Source organism: Roseospira visakhapatnamensis (assembly GCF_014197915.1).
GTDB lineage: Bacteria > Pseudomonadota > Alphaproteobacteria > Rhodospirillales > Rhodospirillaceae > Rhodospira > Rhodospira visakhapatnamensis.
The window spans coordinates 1-20,408 of record NZ_JACIGK010000044.1 but is presented as its reverse complement, the minus strand read 5'-3'; the positions used below and the strand labels follow the sequence as shown (position 1 = coordinate 20,408).

Genomic DNA, 20,408 nt, shown 5'->3' with positions numbered 1-20,408 from the left:
TACAACTGCAAGCGGATGGCCCGCCTCAGGGCCGCATGACACCCGCGCCACCACCTAAACTCAAGGCCGCGCGGCCAAACCCGACAGACTGCTAGAGCCGATTCACGCGATCAATCGGAAACGCGACGCGTTTCAAATTGATCGCGATCGGCTCTGGGCGCATGGCGATCTGGTCGGCGGTCTTGAACCCGATGCCACGGATATCCCGTGCCAGCCGGTACGGGTTTTCGCTCATCACCTGGACGGCGTCGGCGCCATAGGTCTTGAAGATGCGCACCGCCCGGGCCGTTCCGACGCCATGGCTGTGCAGGAACACCATGATCTCGCGGACGACCTTCTGCTCGGCCCACGCGTCGACGATCCGCCGGGCGCGGACCGACCCGATGCCGTCAACCTCGCGCAGGCGATGCGGTTCGGTCTCGATGATGTCGAACACCCGGTCCCGGAAAGCGCGGACCAGCTTCTTGGCGTAAACAGGCCCGATACCCCGGATCATGCCGGAGCCAAGGTATTTCTCGATACCCTCGACCGAGGTGGGCGCCGAGGTTCTCAGAAACCGGGCCTTGAACTGCAAACCATGGGTCCGGTCGTTGACCCATTCACCGCTGGCGGTGACCCACTCGCCGCCGGAGATGGTGGCGGCATGGCCGACCACAGTCACCAGGTCGCGGTGCCCCCGTGCTTTCAGGCGGAGCACGCAGAAGCCGTTCTCCGCATTGTGGAAGGTAACGCGCTCGATCAGGCCGGCCAATACCTCCCGCTCCGATGGATCCGCCGGCTTGGTCACCGGCCGATCCGCGGCGCGTCGGCAACCTCGTCGGCCTCGCCGGTCTCACCATGGACTTCCTCGCGGATGAGCCGGTCCGTGATCTCGGCGAGATAGCTCGAAAGGACCCTGTTCAATTCCTGGAACTCGGGCCACAGGACGCCGTCGATGAAACTGGGCGGCCCCTTGACCAACACCGTCTGGCGATGCATGCGGCGATACCGGAACGGCTTCAGCCCATAGCGCCGGCACAGCGCGACGAACAAATGTCGGCCCCAGGGGTCCTGCAGGCTGAATTTGAACTCATCGGGCTGCTCGGACTCGACAGCCTCTCGCAGGCGGGCACGCAGGCGATCCGCTGCCGCCCCGGCGGCGGCCTTCTCGCCGGGCGTGGCCGCGCCGGCAAACAAGGCCTCGATCTTGCGCAGCTTATCGCGCAGGTCCTGGTCTGTGGTCATCGTTGTTCTATGCCCGCGTTCCGTCGTCCTCCGGCGAGCGTGCCCGGTTCAGTTCCAAGCGGCAATCCATCGCGGGCGCCACCGCCCAAGTTCTGCCCCTCGTGTTCGCTGATTGAACTGTCGTTGAAAGTCACGGAGAATGCAGATTTTGCGATTGCCCGCCTGACGGGCTCGGCCCGCGTCTGGGCGTAGCGCCGAAAACGGTCGATCATCGAGAGCACGCGCCAAACCAGCGGAGACTGTGCGAAAGGCTTCCGACAGCCCCCCGGTGCAGTTGCCCCGCGGTGGCACAACGAGAATTACTACAAGGGTTGAGGCGAGCATTGGTGACCCAGCGACGTTTCGCCCGCCATGTCGGCACCGACTACTCCGGGGCCAAGACATCGACGGCGAGCCTGCCGGGCCTGCGCGTCTATATCCCGGATTCGTCACCGGGATTCGGGCGGGTCGGGGTTTTGTGAGCGATAACAGAGGGCTATCGCGGATTTTGAGCGGCCCAGCACACTACATGACAGGGCGCATTTTGGGCTGACGGTGGATGGTGAGATCGATTCTCTTCCGGGTGGAAACACTGCCCATGGGAGCATCCCTTGGAGACCCGCCTTCTCACCATCCTGTCGCGGACGCTCTCGGCCCATGTCAGCCTTGGCAAGACGCGCCTGGAAACGCTCTGCCTTCTGGTTACCGGCATCATCAGCACGCGCACGGTCAACCTGTCGCACATCGCCGCCGAACGGCCCGATCGCGTTTAGGTTGCATCGACCTATCGCCGGCCGCAACGGTTCTTCCAGCATGCGCGGCTCGACGACGACTGGGTGGTTCCCCTGGTCGTGGCCCTGATCGGCTCGCGCCCGCCCTGGGTCCTGTGTCTCGACCGCACCAACTGGAAACTCGGTCAACGCGACGTGAACATCCTGCTGCTGGCCGTGGCCACGCGGCGCTTTCGGGTGCCTTTGATGTGGACCGTTCTCCAGGCGAGACAGCGTCGGCTGCGAACACAGATCGGCCCCGCCGGGCAGGCGCTCCAGGGCCAACTTGAAGACCGGGTCGCGGCGCAGGGCGCCAGCGTCGTTGGCGTCTTCATAGCCGGCCGCGATCATCAGCGTGCGAAAGGCGATTATGTCGGCCAGCGTGTGCTGAGTGCGGGCGGGGTCTCGGGGATCGTCCAGGCAGGCGGCCAGCCGAGCGGGCAGCCCGCCGCGTCGCTGGACCTCGCGCAACACCAGAAGGCCGCCGTCCTAGGAGATGGTGCCGCCGTCTAACCGGGCGACGATGTCCTTGTTCAGCACCGGTGACAGACCGGTCAGTGGCAGAGTAGGGTCGTCCATGGCGGGTGTCCTGGTCTGGGGATCCGTGTTTGTTGGCTTCGACACCCAGAAAATACGCGATCCCAATACCTTACGCTACACCCGCCAACCCCGATGAATAATCCGGGCTAATGCACGCCCTTGTGCACGCGGCCGACGTTCAGGATCGTGACGGCGGTGTCAATGTTATGACGACTCTGTTCGGTCTGTTTCCTTTTCTGATGACGCTCTTTGCCGACGGCGGTTACCAGGGCGAACAGTTCCAAAGTGGGCTCAAGAAGGCCATCGCGACGGTGAATGTGGAGATCGTAAAACGCTCCGATCAGGCCAAGGGCTTCGTCGTGCTCCCCAAACGCTGGGTCGTGGAACAAACGTTCGCCTGGCTCGGACGATGCCGCCGCCTCGCCAAGGACTGGGAGTGCCGGAACGCCAAAGCCTTCGCCTTCCTCAAGCTCGCCTCCATCCGGTTCATGCTCAGAAAGCTTTGTAAACCATCATAAAGTCGTCGGACAGACTCTTAGAGCCACACTTTTCTACCGCAGAAAACGGGGCGCAAAAATCAATGACGCGACCAAGATGTTCACTTTATGTTCGGAGGCCACTGTTCAAGTTGGGCATGACGCCGCGGTGGTGATTTGCCGTCGGATCACACGGAAACGGGTTGCGTACCCCCATTTCGGTCGTCGAACACGCCCGTCGAACCGACCCACGATCGGACCGCATCCGTTCTATTTCCGACAAAAATCCGATGGTGGGCGGCCGACAACCTTGCGGAACATGGTGGTGAACGCACTCTGGCTGGAATAGCCCAGATCCAGGGACACGGCCAGGACCGACTGGCCATCACCCAGGCGCGTCAGGGCTTCCATGATCCGCAGGCGTTGACGCCACTGGCCGAACGTCAGGCCGGTGTGCTGCACGAACAGACGCGCCAGGGTGCGCGCGCTGGTGTTGGTGACGGCGGCCCAGTCCTCCAAACCCCGATTGTCGTCCGGTTGGTCCATGAGCAAGGTCAGGATCGGGCTCAGCCGCCGGTCGTCGGACGTCGGCAGATGGATGCTGGTGAGGTCGTCGGCCAGACGGATCAGGTCGGTGATGACGAGCAGGATGCGAATGTTCTCGTCCCGCCTCCAGGCCTCGCCGCTCAGGGTCCGCCCATACATCAGCAGTTCCCGCATCAACGGCGTGACGTTGAGCACCTTGCAGGTCTCGGGCAGGCCCTCGATCTCGGTCGTCTGGACGTAGACGTTATGAACGTCAAGGTCGTCCAGGGCATCGACACAATGGACGACGCCCGGGGGGATCCACATCGCCTGCTGGGGCGACCCGGCCCAGATCTGGTGTGCGGCATGAACCCGGAACCGCCCCTTGCTTGGATAGATGAACTGTCCACGGCCATGGTGATGTGGCACACCGCGAAGCCCTTTCGGCAACCGGTTCGGCAGCAAAAGCACCGGGCTTTCGGCCCGCTCGATCGCGGAAAGCCGATCGCCATCCGGCATGGCGCCGGGTGTCCGATTCTCGACGCTGTTTGGCATTTTCGCGCGATACCTCAGAATCGCGACTGCATATCATTCCCCACAGCGCCATATGCAGCGGAGACCGCCGACATGTCCACAATCTCGTGGGAACACAAAAGGAATAGAAAGAGACTCAGCGTTATTTTCTTCACGGCGGCTCTTCTCCTGGTTTCGATGGCAGGTGGTCTGATGGGGCCGGCCGCCCTGGCACAGGATGAGGGGCGCATCGTCATCGCCGACAGCCGGGGCAACTGGGGACCCCCATCGCCTTATCTGCACGACCGGCGCGGACCGGGATACGTGCTGATGACCTTCGTCTTCGACACCCTGCTGTGGAAGGATGAAACAGGAACCCTGATCCCCGCCCTGGCGCGGTCGTGGCAGGCCGACGACACCGGTATCACCTTCCGGCTCGATCCCGATGCCACATGGCACGACGGAAAGCCGGTGACCGCCGCCGACGAGATCTTCACCTTCGACTATGTCCGGGAGCACCCCAGCCGATTCGTGGACCTCTCGGCGGTCGGGTCGGTGCGGGCGATCAGCCCGGCCGAGGTGCGGGTTGATTTCGCCCGCCCGTTCGCCCCATTCCTGACCAACGTGGCCGGGACCATGCCGATTCTGCCCGAGCATGTCTTTGGCGGCATCGACAATCCGGTGCGCTTCACCGACCCAGCCGCCATGACGGGATCCGGTCCCTATCGCCTCAAGGATTACGACCCGGTCCAGGGCGGCTATCTGTTCGAGGCCAATGCCGACTATTACCAGGGCGCACCGGTCGTCCAGGAGATCGCCTTCGTCAAGATGGGCACGGCCGCAGCCCTGGCCGGCCTCACGTCGGGCGCGGTCGATCTGATGACCAAGGTGCCGGCCACCGAACGGGCGGTCCTGAAAGCGGCCGGGCTGACCGTCCTGTCGTACCAGATGAACCACCCCGTGCGCCTGCAGTTCAACCACCGCCGCCCGGTTTTGGGCGACGTCCGGGTGAGGCAGGCCATGGCCCACCTGGTGGACCGCCCGCGTCTGATCGAGACGGTGTATCTGGGTGAGGCCGACCTGTGGGACGCGGCGGGACTGGACCCGCTCGACGCGACCGCGCCCGACCCGTACGCCCACGATCCGGCCGAAGCCGAACGGCTGTTGCGCGCGGCCGGGTGGCAGCGAGACTCCGAAGGACGGTGGCGGACGGCCGCTGGGGACACCCTCGACCTGACGATGGTGGCGCTCCGTCACTACGATCACGTGGCCCGGATGGTGGCCGCGCACCTGGAGGCCGCCGGGATCGGCGTGTCGGTCACCCTGTTCGACAGGGGCGGCCTTGACGCCGTTTTCGGACGCGATGCCTTCGATCTGGCCATCGTGTCCTTTAGCACCCTGGGCGATCCCGACGTCCTGCGCCAGACTATCCTGGGCGGACGTCCGGACAGCGACCGCTACACGGCCAACACCGCATTGACCCGCCTGCTGACCGACCAGGCGAGCGAACTGGACCCGGCGGCGAGAGCCGACATGGTGACCCGCGCCGGTGATCTGTACGCCGCCGACCTGCCGTCCTTCTTCATGATCTCCCCCCGGCGGGTGGTCGCATCGAACGACCGGGTCCGGCCCTTCGTGACGCCCGGCGGGATCGGCCCCGGTATTCCCCTGATCCTGAACAAACAGATGTTCCTGCCATGACAGGGTCGAGGGCCTCGTCCCTCGCGCGGCACGCCATCGCCCGATGCGTTGAGTATCTGCTGGCCCTGTTCATTCTGAGCAGCCTGAATTTCGTGGCCGTCCGGGCCTTGCCGGGCGATCCGCTGGACGTCTTGTTCGCGGACGCCACGCTGGCGGCGCCGACCGGCGAGGACCGCGACCAGTTGCGGCGCCTGTACGGGCTGGACGGCGGCCTGATGGACCAGTTCGTCCGCTATCTCGGACACCTGGCCGAAGGGGACCTGGGCGTTTCGGTGGTCCACGGTCTGCCGGTGGTGGACCTCATTCTGCCGGTGGCGCCCTGGACGCTGCTCCTTGTAGGGACGGCGACGGCACTGTCTGTCCTGCTGGGCACGGTGGGGGGGATCGAGACCGGCCTGAGGCACGGGCGCCGGGGAAGCGCGGGCCTGCTGGCCGTCCTCACCCTGGCGGACAGCATTCCGCCCTTCGTCCTGGCGATTGTGCTGCTGTTCGTCTTTGCCTTGGGATTGGAGCTGTTTCCGGCGTCGGGCGCCATGACGCCATTTTCGCAGGCTGAGGGCTTGGCGCGCCTGTCGGACATCGCCCTGCACGCCGTTCTGCCGCTGACCGCGCTGGTTCTCCACGAGACCACCAAAATCGCCTATCTGACCCGCGCCTCAACCATCACGGTATTGTCGCGCCCCTTCATGACCATGGCCCGCGCCAAGGGTGTTTCCCCCCTGCGGCTGCGGTCGTCCTATGTGGCGCCCAGCACCCTGGCGACGGTGGTGGCCCGGACCGCCGCCCTGTTCAGCGGTCTCGTATCAGGCGTCCTCTTCGTCGAGATCGTGTTTGCCTACCCCGGCCTGGGGATGCTGGTGGCCGAGGGCATCACCAGCCGGGACTATGCTGTGGTTCAGGGCGTGCTGCTGATCCTGGGCGTGACCATCCTGACCGTGAATCTGATCGCCGATCTGGTCATCCTGCGGCTGGCGGCGCGGGGATAAACCCATGGAAACAAGGTCCAGGGGTTTGGCCGTGGCGGGCGCGGGCTTGATCATCGCCGCCATGATCGCCGGCATGGTTTGGGGACTCGCCGCCCCTTTGCCCGACGTGCCCATGACCGCCACGCCACTGCTCCCCCCGGGGCCGGATCACTGGTTGGGTACCAATCAATTGGGACAGGACAACCTGCTGCGCGCCCTGGCCGCCACCCCGGGAACGCTGGCCCTGGGCCTGGCCGCCAGCCTGATCGCCCTGGTGCTCAGCACGGTCTACGGCTTCCTGGCGGTGACCGCGCCGCCGATCCTGGGGCGGGTCATGATGCGCGCGGTCGACGTCCTGCTGGCCCTGCCATCCTTGGTGGTGGCGATGCTGGTGGCGAGCTACCTGCGGCCCGGCCCCGGCGTGCTGGTGCTGCTGATGGCGGGACTCGGCTGGCCGCCGGACGTCCGGGTGGTGGCGGCCCTGGCCCGCCGAGAGGTGGCGCGGGACAGCACCCGCTATGCCCGCGCGTTCGGCGGCGGCCAAATCTATGTGATGACACGCCATGTCGTACCGAGAATGGTTCCCGTCCTGGTTGCCCTGACCGTGCAGGGTACGCGGCAGACCATCGCCCATGCCTCGGCGCTGGCGTTCGTCGGCCTGACCGATCCGTCCTTCCCCACCTGGGGCGGCATGCTGGCCGAGGCCCTTCCTCTGCTATACACCCCCAATGCGGTCTGGCAGATCGCCGCGCCGGCCCTGGCGTTGTGCGGGACCATCCTGGTCCTCGGCCTGGCCGGGACACGCCTGGAAACCTGGGCCCATCGGTCCCTGGGAGGATCCGATGATCGAGGTTGAGAACCTGACGGTCCGCCACGGAGAGGTCCCCGTGCTCGACCGCGTGTCCTTCGCCCTGCGGCCCGGCCGTCCGCTGGCGGTGGTCGGCGAGTCCGGCGGCGGTAAGACCAGCCTGGCCCTGGCCCTGATGGGCTTGTCGCCCGGAACGGTGACAGGCCGGGTATGGATCGGCGGCGAGGACATGCTCACCTTCGACGCCCGTCGCTTGCGCCGCTATCGGGGCCGGCAAGCGGCGCTGGTGATCCAGGCAGTGGCGGATGCCCTCAACCCCCACCTGCGGGTCGCCGATCAGGTGGCCGACGCCATCACCAGCCACCGCCTCGCCCCGCCGACGGAGGCCCGGCGGCGGGCCGAGCGCCTGTTGGCAGACCAGGGCTTGCCGGCGGCGATCGGCGACCGTCACCCATCAGGGTTGAGCGGCGGCGAGATCCAGCGGGTGTTGCTGGCCATGGCCCTGGCCAACGCGCCCGATCTGCTGATCCTGGATGAACCCACGGCGGCTCTGGACCGCGACATCCGCGACCATGTCCTGTCGGTGGTGCGCCGGGCGGCGCAAGACCGCTGCTGCCTGTTGATCACCCATGATTTCGAGGTGGCGCGGGGGATCGGCGCCGAAGCCGCCGTTCTTTATGGCGGCCGTCTGGTCGAACACGGCCCGGCGACGGTGATGCTGGACCGGCCGCGCCATCCCTACGCGCGGGGCCTGCTGCGCGCCCGGCCCGACCGCGTGTCCGGCAAGGACTTGCAAGGGATCCCCGGCCACTTCGAGCGCCGCCGCGTGGGCTGCCCGTTCGTCAATCGCTGCCATCAGGCCATCGACACCTGCCTGGAGAGCGACCCACCCATGACCGAGATCGCCGATGCGCCGGGGCACCGGCTGGCCTGCCACCGGGGCGGCGTGGTTGCCGCTGTGACGGTGCGGGGTCTGACGAAAGCGATGGGGAACCATCTGGTGTTGCGCAGCCTCGACCTCGACCTGGAAGCCGGCGAGACCGTGGCCCTGTGCGGCGCCAGCGGCTGTGGCAAGTCGACGCTGGGCCGCATCCTGGCCGGGCTGGAGACAGCGGATGCCGGGGTCGTCACCGTGGACGGCGCCGCCACGACCCTGCCGGGGCAGAGCCCAGGGCGGATCGCCTCGCGTTTGACCCGGACAACGGGTCCAACGCGAGGCGTGAATCCGCCCTACATCATTGATTCTAGAGCAGAGTCACGTGACTCTGCTCTAGCGTTGATCCCCCAGCATCCGCAGACGGCCATCGCCCCTCACTTCACAGTTCTCCAGGCGGTGGCGGAGCCGTTGCGGTTCGTCGCTGGCATGGACGGCGCGGAGCGCACCGAACGGGCGCGCGAGCGGCTGCGGGCCGTCCACCTGCCGGACACCGATGCCTTCCTGGCACGCCGCACCCACGGTCTGAGCGGTGGGGAACTGCAACGGGTGGCGATCGCCCGGGCGCTGGTCCGCGATCCCGCCGTCCTGATCGCAGACGAAGCCACCTCGGCCCTGGATGTCAGCGCCCAGGCCAAGATCGTGCGATTGCTGATGGACCTTCAGGAGCAGCGCGGGCTGTCCATCCTGTTCATCACCCACGATCCCGTGCTGGCCGAGCGGATCGCCGACCGGATCCTGGTGCTGCGGAACGGCCGGCTGCATGGGCGCGGCGACGCCCCCTCCGGACCGGCCGCCATCACGGCTTGACGGCCAGGACGTTCAGTTTCTTCTTCACGACCATCTCGCCGTCCATCCGGCGTTCCTCCATGCGAGTGATGGTCTCCCGGATTTCCAGTCCGTCACACAGCCCTGGCATCATGGCCTCGGTAAAGAGGGTTTCCGGGGGATGATGGTCGCGCGTGTCGGCGTGAATGCCCTCGAACAGCAGCAGGCCCCCGGGCGCCAGGGTGGCCGCGATGCGCCGGAACAGGTCCTCCCGCACCGCCGGGGGGAGGTGGAAGTTCATGGCGCAGACCACATCGAAGGATTGATCCGGCCAGGTCCAGGTCAGCATGTCGGCCTGCTCGGTGCGGATCGCCACGCCCCGCTCGGCGGCCAGACGTCGCGCCTTGGCCAGCCCCTCGGCCGAGAAATCCAGGGTCAGGACGTCCAGGCCCTGCCCCGCCAGCCAGACGCCGTTGCGTCCTTCGCCATCGGCCAGCGACAAGGCACGGCCCGTGGCCGGCAGACGATCCCGGCACGCCTCCAAAAAGGGGCTCGGCGCCGTTCCGAAGACGTAGTCCTCGGTCGCATAGCGGGCGTCCCAGGTTTCAACACTCACGGCAGCAGTCTCCATTGCGTGAAAGAGAAAACATCGGGCACGATCCGATCCTAATCAGAGATCGCGCCAAAGTCCCTCGCGTAACGGACATTCCCTTGCGTCAATCGGACACCCGCACCCTGTTTTCGTCAGTATTCCGGAGTATTTCTGTTCGTCTCGCGCGATTGAGCAACCTGAAGGATGGAAATTCGGCCTAAGGTCCCTCAGTCATCCCGGTTTTCCATGTTGATGTAGACGCGGTCGGTGGTGGCCCAGTCCTCGTCGATCTCGGCGAGGACGGCGGTGACGAGGCGCAGCAGCGAGGCCTCGTTTGGGAAGACGCGGACCTTCTTGGTCCGGCGCTTGATCTCCTGCTGCACGGCCCGCTCGATCGGGTTCGACGTCCGCATGCGGCGGCGGTGCGCCTTCGGCAGGGCGAAGACGGCGAGGCCCTCGGGGACGTTCGCCTCCAGCCACTCGGCGAGCCTCGGCGCGGCCTTGCGGTCGCTCTCTGCGAGGGCGGCCAGCTCGGCCTCGGCTGCCTTCAGATCCCTGGCGTTCCAGACGGCGCGCAGGTCCTCGCCGATGCGCTTGCGGATGGCGAGCGTCGGGGCGTGGTGGATGGCGTTCTGGGCCAAGTGAAACTGGCAGCGCTGCCATGTTGCCCCGGACAGCACGGCCCGGCGCGCCGCGCGCAGGCCGGCATGGTCGTCGCTGACGATGAAGTCCACGCCGCGCATGCCACGGTCCACGAGGTCGTTCAGGAAATCCCGCCAGTGGACCTCGGCCTCCGAGAGGGCCGCCGACACGCCGAGAAGGCGCCGCCGGCCGTCGGGCGCCACGCCGATGGCCGACAGGATGGCCGCGTCGCGGACGATGCCGCCGTCGCGCACCTTCTCGTAGCGGGCATCGAGGATCAGGTATGTCACCGGGTCGAGCCGGCGCGTGCGCCACGCCTCCAGTTCGTCGTCCAGCAGGGCGGCGGCGCGGCTGACCTGCGTTGATGACAGGCTTTCCAGCCCGAATTCCTTCATCACCTTGGCGGCGTCGCGGGTGGAGACGCCCTGGACGTACATCTCGGCGATCGCCAGCATGATGGCGCGCGAGGAGCGGCGCCCCCGTTCCAGGGACCGCGGGAAGAACGGCTCGTCGCAGCCCCGGCTCTTGGGCACCTGCACGGTGACGGTGCCGGCGGGCGTATCCACTTTCTTCGGCTTGTAGCCGTTGGCGTAGCCCTGGCGCGCGTTGCTGCGCTCGTAATGGCCGGCACCGAGGTGCTGGTCGCGCTCCATCCGCATCGCGAGATTGAAGAGCGCGGTGAACGCCTCGGCCATGCCCTCCGGCCCGGTCTGGATGAGCTGTTCCATCAGCGCGGCGATAACCTTACCCTGGATGTCCTGCAATCCGGTTCTCCTTTGGCGAGTGAGAAAACCGGACTGGAGGGTAGCCCATCCGTGGGGCGCGCCCCACGGATGGGCACGCAGGTGCGCCCCCACGAACAAAATTTCCAGACATCAGGTTACACAGCCGCCACGACCTGCTGGACCGCGCCGTGCTGGACCTGATCCAGCGTGCACCACCCCTTTGCCCAGCCTGCCGCCGTCCATGCCGCAAGATCGGCTGGAACTGGTCGTGCCGATCCAGTTCCAGTTGCGGTGACCCTCACGGTCGCCGGCAGTGGGCCTCAAGCCCCGTCGGGCTTGCGCGCCACGAACAGCACGCTGACGTCGTTGGGGGACTGCACGGCGTCGGCAGTCAGGCCGGCCGCCTCGGACCAGCGCGCCAGCGTCTCCGGCGCGTCGAACCGCATGCGGCGCGCGATGGGCCCGAACGCCCACCGGACCCAGCGCGAGGATGTGGGCGGCGTCGTCACGATGGCCACGCGGCCGCCCGGCGTCACCACCCGCGCCATCTCGGCGATGGCCTCGGCGGGCCGCGGGAAAAAGAAGAAGGCGTGCAGGCAGTACACGGCATCGAACGCGCCATCCGGGAACGGCAGCGCCGCCGCGTCACCCTGCACGACCTCCAGGCGGCCGTCGGCGACGGCCCGGGCATTTCGTGCACGCGTTTCGGCCACCATGTCCGCGCTGTGGTCGAGCCCGGCCGCGCGACAGCCGTGGGACAGCGCCATCTCCAGGAACATCCCACCGCCGCAGCCGACATCCAGGATCCGGTCCGTCCCGGTCACCGGCACCGCCGTCAACGCCTTGCGGAACCCGGCCAGGTGGCCGACCGGACGGCGGTAGAGGGCGCGCCCTACCGGACCGTTCGGGCGGCGGGCGATGGCGTCAACCAGGCGGTCGACAGGACTGCGGGAGAGAGTCGTCATCGGTGGCATCGTCCATGGCTGAGGAAGAAACGGAGAACCGCTCCGGCTCACAGGTCCGGCGCGTCGCCAGCAACACCAGCGCGGCCAGCAGGGCGCAGCCGAGCGCGACGGCGAAGCCCCAGGCGTACCCGGTGCTGGCGACCAACGCCGTGGTCAGGCCAACCATGACCATGCCGCCGAACCCATGCAGACACTGCACCATGGTCATGTCGGTGCCCGCCTGGCGGCCGTCGTGGGCGAACCGGAAGGCCAGCGTGAACACGGCGACGGACCCCAGCCCCTCGCCGATGCCACAGCCCAGCGTGGCGGCACCGGCCAGCCACAGCGGCACCGGCCCACCGCCGCTCGCGGCCCAGAACCACGCGGCGGGACCGCTCATCGACACCGCCACGCCGACCACGGCCATCGGCACCGCCCCGAAGCAACGCACCAGGGGACCGGCCAGGGCCGCCCCCATCATGACGGCGACGGCATTGCCGGACCCGACCACCAGGCCGATGCGCGCCAGGGACCAGCCCTGATCGACCAGGAACAACCGCGCCAGCGCGGTGCTGACGGAGTATCCGTTGGCGAACACCAGGGCGATCGCCGCCAGCGCCCACCCCTGGCGGCTGCGAAAGAACGTGCGCAAACGCGCGGGAGGCGCCTGCGTTTCGCTGAGCGGCGGCGGTTCCCGCCACAGCAGGACCGGCACGGCGGTCAGGGCAATCAGCCCGGCCATCACCGACAGGCCGGCCGCGGCGCCGATCATATCGGACAGAACCATCATGCCGGCACCGCCGATCAGCATGCCGGCCATCATTCCGCCCACCTGGAGGCTGTTGGCCAGGGCCATGCGTGGACGGCCCAGGCGCTCGGCGGCCATCCCGTCGGTGGCGATGTCCTGTGTGGAGGCGGCCAGCGCGGCCACGCCCAGCAACCCGATGATGACCACAGCCCCCTGGGTATCGACCGGCACCGCCGCCACGGCCAGCAGCGCGGCCACCAGCAGGGCCTGGGCCGGCAGGATCCAGCCCCGCCGCCGTCCCAGGCGGCGGGAGCCCCAGTTGTCCACCAGCGGGGCCCACAGGATCTTGACCATCCACGGCAGGGTCACCAGGGGCACCAGAGCCACCAGGTCCAGGGGCACGCCTCCGGCGCGCAGAAGGGCCGGCAGGGCCTCGACCATCAGGCCGAACGAAATCCCCTGCGCCAGATAGAGCGCTCCAATGACGGTCAGCAGCGACCGGTCCGGATCCGTCCAGTGCACGCCCTATCCCCCCCTTTCGCCGTAACGGCGACGCGCCCTTGCGATCGCCGCCATACCCGTCACCATCGCGCGGTCACGACCATGCCGAAGGTGCGGGGGTCACCCGCGATCCCGCCGTAGGTGCCGCCGCCCATATCGAAGGCGCGCGTCGCATAAGCCTCATCGAGCGCATTCTTCATCCAGAACGCCAGCTCGAAGTTTTCCCACTCGTAACCGATTTTGAAGTTCAGCAATCCATAGTGGTCTTCTTTTTGGGTATTGGCGGTATCGTAATATAGTCCGCCCATTCCCAACCAATCGGCATGAGCATACAAGCCGTTGTCAAACGTGTAATCAGCACCGATGCTGTATGTGTAAATGGGGGCATTCGGCGGACGGTTACCGGAGTAATCGTTGCCCCCATCCATGTACTCGGTGAAATGAGCATCATTCCAGCCGACGCTTCCCGTAAGCAGCAAGCCCTCGGTTGCCTGCCAGGCCGTTTCGACCTCGATACCCCGGCTGACGCTCTTTCCAGCGTTGGTGATCCGCGACTGCGTGAGAATGATCTCCTCAACCTGCTGATCCGTCCAGTCGATCCAGAACAGGGACACGTTCGCTTGTAGTCTGTTGTCGAAGAACGAAGATTTGACGCCGACCTCGTAGTTTGTCGTGTATTCCGCGTCGTAGATTTCCTGGCCTGGGCTTCCGAGATTGTTAAAACCGCCAGCTTTGTATCCTTGAGAATACGTGAAGTATGTCATGATATTCGGAAGCGGCGTGTACTCCAGGCCCACCTTCGGCAGCCAGGCATCAAACGTCATCTCCGGACTGGTGCGGTAGTCCAGACCCATGGCCGCCATGGTCTGGCGGTTGTCGACCTCTTTCCTCTCGTAATCGTATCGAAGCCCTCCGATCACGGAGAGATTGTCGAGCACAGGCCACGTGACTTGACCGAAGGCCGCCATGTTCAGCGTATCCGTTTCGGTGTGGATGTCCTGAACACCAAACCCGATACCGCTCATGTCAAACTCGACGTCCTCGTTGTCGGTCTGGTCGAAATAATACATTCCGGCGACCCAGCGCGGTCCCGAATCGTTGTCAAGAGAGCTCAGGCGAAGCTCCTGCGTGAACCGGGACGTTTCAATCTCCGTATCCAGTCTAAACATGTCGAAGACCGTTGCGTCGACGTCGTTGCCCGATATTTTTTCTTCATCGGTATACGATGAGATCGAAGTCACGGCAAACCAAGGTGCCTCATAGACAACCCGAAGACTTCCACTGTGAACGTCCGTATTATTGAACCCGATACGATCCGCATACACGGTGTGCGGATCGTCCCGCAACTGGTCAAGACTCGCGGCGATGTTGGTCATGCCGTCGCGGTACCGCTGCCCATCGTAGGCCGCGATGACATCCCAGGGTCCGTCGGGATTCCAGCGCAGCTTGACCCGCGTGTTTAGGTCACTGGCGTCATCGACGTCCTCGACTCCGTCCGGTTCCCTGGTGAAGTAGCCGTCGGAGTCCAGGTAGCGAAGCGCGGTGCGAAACGACCAGTCATTGTTCCACAGGGGTCCGCCCACAATGGCGGTGACCGTCTTGGTGTCGTAGTTGCCGTATCCAAAGGAAACGGCCCCTTCCCAAAAAGGCTCCGGGTCGCGGGTCACGATGTTGATGGCGCCGGCCTCGGTATTCCGGCCGTACAGGGTCGATTGCGGACCCCGCAGCACCTCGACGCGGTCGATGTCCAGGAGGTCCATGTCAGGGTGCCGGTAGTGGACTCCGTCAACGAAGAAACCGACCGGGTTCTCCGTTTTCATAAGAGGAGTCACACCCCGGAGGGAAATCATGCTCACCGTAGAATGCTGGCCCGCCGTGGTGACGTACATATTGGGGACCCGGCGGATAATCTCCTTGGTGTCCCTTACAACCGCGCGCTCAAGATCCTCGCCAGTCACGACCGTCATGGTGACCGGTGTTTCCTGAGCTGTTCCCGTCATCTTCTCGGCGGTTACCGTAACCGGCGCAAGCCGAATCACCGTGGCCGTATCGGCATCCGATGCGGCGGACGGGCTGGTCTCGGCACTGTCCCCAGCCTCCTGGGCCACCGCGACCGATCCCCATGCCATCTGCGCCACGGCCAGGCACACCAGCGGCACCATCCGGCACCGCGCCCCCGTCACCCCACGTGTCATCTCGGTTCCCCGGACAAGAATACCCACACCGATCGGGCGAGGGCCCGATGGGAATGCGAAGCGTACGCATCGACGGACAACACTTCTCCCCGTGTCGGGTCGGGAAATGCCCGGATCGGCATTTTTTGTGGGCATTTGGCCGGATCGGGTCGCGGAACGGGGTGTTTACTCCAGCACCCCGCGACGGGCCTCGCGGGGCAACACGCCGAACTGCTTTCGAAACGCCGTGCTGAAATGGCTGACATTGCTGTAGCCCAGGATCACGGCGGTTTCGGCGACCCCATGCCGCCGCAACAGTTCGCGCGCCCGGTCCATGCGCTCGCGCTGAAACAGGGCGTAGACGCTGTGGCCGAAGGCCGCCTTGAACCCACGTTTCAGCTTGAGCTGATTGAGGCCCGTTTCCCGGGCCAGGTCGGCGATGGTCGGCGGATTGCTCAGGTCCTGCAGCAGCCTCTCGCGCGCCGCCATGAGCAGCATCCGCTCCCGGGCGGACACGGCCTCGGCTTCGGACAGGGGCTTGTAGGAGTCGAGATGCCAGGCCAGGAATTCGAGCGTGGCGGCGTGGATCAACAGGCGTGGCGGCTGCTCGTCGTCCATGAGGCGGGCGAGACGCGCAGCGGCGTCACGCGCCCGCTGGCCGCTTCCGGTCCCGCGCACGCAGAACCCCCGATCAAGAGCGCTCTTGAGCCTTTCGTAGTCGGATCCCGCCAGCCCCGCCAGGATTTCCGGCGTGACCAGGACTTCAATATTCCGATGGTCCGGCCGCAGATGCATGCGGAACTGTTCGCCGGGGGCGTAGCTGGTCAGCAGGTTGCCTGCGGTCAACCGAACGTCCTGCTGACCAAACGAGACATCGACCGGTCCACGAAAGAGACAGCTACAGTGAATGTAGGGGTCGTCCATATGGGCGTTCGCCGTGACGTCACCAGACGCGCGAGAGTACGCCCGAGACACTATGAGCCCAGGCTGCAAATGTACGACCCTGACGTCAAATCCCAGGCGCGCCGCCGCAGGGCCCGGGTCCTCAAAGAAGTCTGACGAACGAAAGACCTGCATAGCGTGCTCCGCCTCTTTCGAGGTCATCGGGTGCCCCCTCCCGGTTCGCGGAAAGACAAAGGCGCTGACGGGACGCGCCGGAGATGGTGATGAGATCAACACTCATTTGCAATAATTATCTGCATGGATAATGGGGATACGGACGGCCCCTTGGCCAATTCCGCGACAAGGCCGCATGCACATCTCTCCACAGCTCTTGGATGGTCTGTGGGAAACGCGGACGGCGTGAGGGGTCGCGCGCCGGCCCAACCGATTCCCGCATGGAGCTTGCGGATTCTTATTTGAGACTGACTCCCTTTCGCAGCAGCCTGCACGGCACATCCCCTTACCGGGGCGCCCGATTTCAGCCGACGAAAAGGCTGGATGCCACCGGGCCCATCCCTCCAACAGGAACATCCGACATGATCGCACTTTGGTCCGTGCGGACCCGCTTCATCGCGACCGCGGCCATCCTTCTGATTGCGATGGCGACCGCCCCGGCCCCCTTCGCCGCCTAAGTCCGGCCCGGCATGGCCCTTCCTGAGCGTCAGGATGTGTTGATGATCGGCGACCGGCTGGTGAACGTGGCCTTTCATCTGGGCGTCGTGCCGCGCGCGATGTCCATCCGTGGCGATGTCTGGCCCTTCGGCCGGACGCTTGCCCAGACCTCGACCATGATCCTGGGCTGCCCGCACTACATCGTGGCGAAGGACCCTGAGATCGTGCCGCGTACCTTGCGGGAAACCGGCATCCGCCGCGTCCTGATCGAGCACACCGCCGGATTCGATCGGCTGAAGCCCTTCCGCGATCCCATGAACGCGGTGGCGATGCTGGACGAGTCCGGCGTTCTGGACGACCTCGGCGTTTCGGTGGAGATCGTCGCGTTCGGCGACGGGCTGGAACCGGCCATGCGTCGGATCGGCACCCTGCTGGACCGAACGGAGCAGGCCGAAGCCCTGATCAGAAGCCACGCGGCGGCGCTGGAGGCGGCCAAGGCCAGCCTGCCCCCGGCCGGATCCGACACCACGGTCGTCGTCCTCGACGGCGTCCATCAGGACGCCACCGGCAAGGGCTTTGTTCAGGTCGAACTGCCCGGCGGGTACGTCGACACCTTCCTTCTTGACCCGATGGGCCTGACCAACGCCGGCGGCGCCTTCGTCGAGGCCGGCGTCCAGGCGCGGCACGGGTTCGCCATGGTGGGTTCACTGGCGCCGCTTAAGGACATCCGGCCCGACGTGCTGGCCCTGACCGGCGACGCCGACGCGATCCAGCGAAAGCTGCTCGCGGCCCGGCTCCGCGACCCGGCCTTCGCAGAGATTCCCGCCGTCGCGTCGGGCGCCGTGTTCGCCCTCCCGGCCTAAAGGGACTCCAGCGTCATCGAATACCCAGCCGTGCTTCAGCGTTGGGCCGCGACCCTGGGTCCCGCCCTGGCCGCCGACTAGCCCTTTGTGTTTGTCACTGTGGGGTCGACGGCCAGGCCCGGATCGGGGCACCTGTCGGCGGCCCCCAAGGCAAACTCCCGCCGCCGCAGATCGACACGACATGACCCCTCCACGTGTGGGCGCCCGTTCAAAGCCTGCGGTTCAGATCGACCCAGGAGCGAACGTTCGGTTCACAGCTCGAAAGGAATCCTTTCATGATATCGCGTCTGATCCCTTTGGTTGCTCTGTCGCCGAGCGCAGCCGTCTCCGCCCACGCGCATTCACTCTGGATCACCGCGCACGAGTCCCATGCCCATTAGCCACCCCATGCCATGGTCTCGTTGGGCTGGGGCCACTCCCTGCCCGTCGAGATACCCTGAACAGCCCGAACGGCCGGGTCGTCATCGAGCGCTATACCGTGATCGACCCCGGCGGCAACGGGATCGCCTTTGCACCGCCGAGCGCCGAGGTGGCGGAGCCGATAACGGAGGCCGCGAACCTCACCGTGTTCCCGGGCGACCTTGGCACCCTTAAGCCTGCCTTCCTGGAGGAAAGCGCCCCGGGTGTCCACCAAATCGAGGCCGTCTCCCAGGCCAACTTCTACATCCAGGACATCGACACCGAGGGGCGTACCCGCCTGGCCCTCAAGCCGCGGGACCAAGTCGAGAACATCCAGACCGTGCTGATGGCCGAGATGATCGAGGTCCACGGCGCCGAAGCCGCCGAAGCGTGGGCGAAGGGTGTGGTGGCCAACTTCGCGCGCGATCCGGAGGGTAACGACACCGCCCAGATCAAGGCCGTGGCCGCCGGTGAATGCGGCCTCGCGGTGGTGAACACCTACTACGTCGGTCGCCTACTGGCCTCGGAAGACCCGGACCTGCGCGCTGTCGGCGAGGCGGTCGGCGTTCTGTTCCCCAACCAGGATGACCGGGGCGATCCCCACCAGCACGATGGTCAGCGACGCCGTGGACGCCTGCTCCAGGAGCGCGTCGCTGGCCAGCCGGTGGGCCCGCACCGCCAGGGTTTCAAAGTTGAACGGGCGCACGATAAGAGTCGCGGGCAGCTCCTTCATCACGTCCACGAACACCAGGATCGCCGCTGTCAACAGGCCGCCCCGCAGCAGCGGCAGGTGAACGGACAGCAGCGTGCGCCCCGGCCCCGCCCCCAGGGTGCGCGCGGCCTCGTCCAGGCTGGGCGACACGCGGTTCAGGCCGGACTCGGCTGCGCCCAGGGCCACGGCCAGGAACCGGACCAGGTAGGCGAAGACCAGGGCGGCGATGGTGCCGGTCAGCACCAAGCCGGTGGACACGCCCAGAACCTCGCGGGCCAGCGCATCCAGGGCGTTGTCCAGCGCGGCGAACGGGACCAGCACGCCGACGGCGATCACCGCGCCCGGGATGGCGTACCCCAGCCCGGCACATCGCACCGCCACCCGCGTTGCGGGCGTGCGATCCATGCGCTGGGCATAGGCCAGGAGCAGCCCGAGGCCCACCGCCAGGACACTCGTCAGCGCGGCCAGGGAAAAGCTGTTGCGCGCAAACTCGGCGAACGCGGCGAGCCCCATCGGATCGCCATGGCGGACAGCCAGGTCCAGGAGAACGGCAGCCGGGATGACAAACCCGACCAGCACCGGGACGGCGCAAGCGGCGACGGCGAGCACAGCGGTCCCTGGACTCAGTGACAGGCGGGCCGTAGGGCGCATCCGTCCAGCGGCCTCGTGGAACCGGGCCCGGCCGCGCGCCAGCCGCTCGGCGACCAGCACCACCGCGACCGTCGCCAGTAGCACCGCCGCCAGTTGCGCCGCCGCGACCGGCGCGCCGCTCGCGAACCAAGTGCGATAGATGCCGGTGGTAAAGGTGGGAACACCCAAATGAGTCACGGTGCCGTAATCCGCCAGCGTCTCCATGGCCACCAGGGCGGCGCCGGCGGCGATCGCCGGGCGCGCCATCGGCACCCCCAGGCGCAGAAACACACCGGTCGGGCTACCGCCCAGGATGCGGCCGGCCTCCAGCACGCCGACGGACTGTTGCAGAAAGGCGGCCCGCGACAGCAGGTAGACGTATGGATAGAGGACGAACCCCATCACCAGGACCGCCCCGTAAAGCGAGCTGATGTCTGGAAAGACGTAATCGTCACGGCCCCAGCCGAACAGGTCTCGCAACCATGTCTGCACCGGTCCCGCGTAGGCCAGCAGATCGTAATAGACGTAGGCCATGACATAGGCCGGTACCGCCAGGGGCAGCAGCAATGCCCACTCGAACAGCCCGCGCAACGGGACCCGGGTCATGGTCACGATCCACGCGGGAAGCTTATCCCTTTGAGTCCGGGACCACATCATGTGGTGACAGGTGGTCCGGAATCGCGTAGAACGAAGAGTGAACAACCGCCGTTTCCGGAGCCCG

General features: G+C 66.3%; 16 protein-coding genes and 2 pseudogenes. 7 read left to right on the top strand and 11 right to left on the bottom strand.

Annotated features, from left to right (window positions below; translation table 11 throughout):
- Positions 1-91: 91 nt before the first annotated feature.
- Both GGD89_RS18205 and GGD89_RS18200 read right to left on the bottom strand, forming a co-directional pair.
- Entirely contained in the window at positions 92-787 is a 696-nt protein-coding gene (locus GGD89_RS18205) for a helix-hairpin-helix domain-containing protein (RefSeq protein WP_425503058.1), read from the bottom strand.
- Positions 784-1,224 carry a hypothetical protein gene (locus GGD89_RS18200; protein WP_184048484.1) on the bottom strand — a complete coding sequence of 147 codons (441 nt, stop codon included), beginning with the start codon at positions 1,222-1,224 and terminating at the stop codon, positions 784-786. Before GGD89_RS18200 ends, GGD89_RS18205 begins: the two co-directional genes overlap by 4 nt.
- A gap of 590 nt (positions 1,225-1,814) precedes the next feature.
- Here GGD89_RS18200 and GGD89_RS20265 point away from each other — a divergent pair.
- Positions 1,815-1,976 carry a hypothetical protein gene (locus GGD89_RS20265; RefSeq protein WP_246423217.1) on the top strand — a complete coding sequence of 54 codons (162 nt, stop codon included), beginning with the start codon at positions 1,815-1,817 and terminating at the stop codon, positions 1,974-1,976.
- A gap of 198 nt (positions 1,977-2,174) precedes the next feature.
- On the opposite strand, the pseudogene GGD89_RS20260 reads toward GGD89_RS20265, so the two are convergent.
- A pseudogene (locus GGD89_RS20260) lies at positions 2,175-2,552 on the bottom strand (transposase); the annotation flags it as partial.
- 107 nt (positions 2,553-2,659) lie between these two features.
- On the opposite strand from GGD89_RS20260, the pseudogene GGD89_RS18190 reads away from it, so the two are divergent.
- Positions 2,660-3,031, top strand: a pseudogene (locus GGD89_RS18190) (transposase); the annotation flags it as partial.
- Positions 3,032-3,259: 228 nt separating this feature from the next.
- Here GGD89_RS18190 and GGD89_RS18185 read toward each other — a convergent pair.
- Positions 3,260-4,033, bottom strand: a complete 774-nt coding sequence (locus GGD89_RS18185) for an AraC family transcriptional regulator (protein WP_184048478.1) — start codon at positions 4,031-4,033, stop codon at positions 3,260-3,262.
- A gap of 207 nt (positions 4,034-4,240) precedes the next feature.
- Between GGD89_RS18185 and GGD89_RS18180 the strand changes: the two genes are divergently transcribed.
- From GGD89_RS18180 to GGD89_RS18165, 4 genes are read left to right on the top strand one after another with little or no spacing between them, the layout of a single operon-like run.
- On the top strand, positions 4,241-5,728 hold the full coding sequence (locus tag GGD89_RS18180; protein ID WP_184048474.1) for an ABC transporter substrate-binding protein: 1,488 nt from the start codon (positions 4,241-4,243) through the stop codon (positions 5,726-5,728).
- Positions 5,725-6,714 (top strand): ABC transporter permease, encoded by a 990-nt coding sequence (locus GGD89_RS18175; RefSeq protein ID WP_184048471.1) that lies wholly within the window; start codon positions 5,725-5,727, stop codon positions 6,712-6,714. Before GGD89_RS18180 ends, GGD89_RS18175 begins: the two co-directional genes overlap by 4 nt.
- A gap of 4 nt (positions 6,715-6,718) precedes the next feature.
- A complete protein-coding gene (locus GGD89_RS18170; RefSeq protein WP_184048468.1) occupies positions 6,719-7,549 on the top strand; it encodes an ABC transporter permease in 831 nt (276 codons plus the stop codon).
- Complete coding sequence (locus tag GGD89_RS18165; RefSeq protein WP_184048465.1) at positions 7,536-9,245, top strand: ABC transporter ATP-binding protein; 1,710 nt, start codon at positions 7,536-7,538, stop codon at positions 9,243-9,245. Before GGD89_RS18170 ends, GGD89_RS18165 begins: the two co-directional genes overlap by 14 nt.
- Here the strand turns inward: GGD89_RS18165 and GGD89_RS18160 are convergent.
- The 6 genes from GGD89_RS18160 to GGD89_RS18135 form a co-directional block, all read right to left on the bottom strand.
- Positions 9,235-9,819 (bottom strand): methyltransferase domain-containing protein, encoded by a 585-nt coding sequence (locus GGD89_RS18160; RefSeq protein ID WP_184048462.1) that lies wholly within the window; start codon positions 9,817-9,819, stop codon positions 9,235-9,237. The genes GGD89_RS18165 and GGD89_RS18160 overlap by 11 nt on opposite strands.
- A 203-nt stretch (positions 9,820-10,022) precedes the next feature.
- On the bottom strand, positions 10,023-11,201 hold the full coding sequence (locus tag GGD89_RS18155) for an IS256 family transposase (RefSeq protein WP_246423214.1): 1,179 nt from the start codon (positions 11,199-11,201) through the stop codon (positions 10,023-10,025).
- A gap of 281 nt (positions 11,202-11,482) precedes the next feature.
- Positions 11,483-12,127, bottom strand: coding sequence for a class I SAM-dependent methyltransferase (locus GGD89_RS18150; RefSeq protein ID WP_184048459.1), 645 nt, complete (start codon positions 12,125-12,127; stop codon positions 11,483-11,485).
- Entirely contained in the window at positions 12,087-13,376 is a 1,290-nt protein-coding gene (locus GGD89_RS18145; protein WP_184048456.1) for an MFS transporter, read from the bottom strand. Before GGD89_RS18145 ends, GGD89_RS18150 begins: the two co-directional genes overlap by 41 nt.
- Before the next feature lie 59 nt (positions 13,377-13,435).
- A complete protein-coding gene (locus tag GGD89_RS18140; RefSeq protein ID WP_246423213.1) occupies positions 13,436-15,517 on the bottom strand; it encodes a TonB-dependent receptor in 2,082 nt (693 codons plus the stop codon).
- Positions 15,518-15,715: 198 nt separating this feature from the next.
- Positions 15,716-16,375: a helix-turn-helix transcriptional regulator gene (locus GGD89_RS18135; RefSeq protein ID WP_246423212.1), complete on the bottom strand. Its 660-nt coding sequence runs from the start codon at positions 16,373-16,375 to the stop codon at positions 15,716-15,718.
- Positions 16,376-17,115: 740 nt separating this feature from the next.
- Here GGD89_RS18135 and GGD89_RS18130 point away from each other — a divergent pair.
- Entirely contained in the window at positions 17,116-17,946 is an 831-nt protein-coding gene (locus tag GGD89_RS18130) for an ABC transporter substrate-binding protein (protein WP_184048450.1), read from the top strand.
- A gap of 913 nt (positions 17,947-18,859) precedes the next feature.
- Here GGD89_RS18130 and GGD89_RS18125 read toward each other — a convergent pair.
- On the bottom strand, positions 18,860-20,293 hold the full coding sequence (locus GGD89_RS18125) for an ABC transporter permease (RefSeq protein ID WP_246423211.1): 1,434 nt from the start codon (positions 20,291-20,293) through the stop codon (positions 18,860-18,862).
- Between the last annotated feature and the right edge of the window lie 115 nt (positions 20,294-20,408).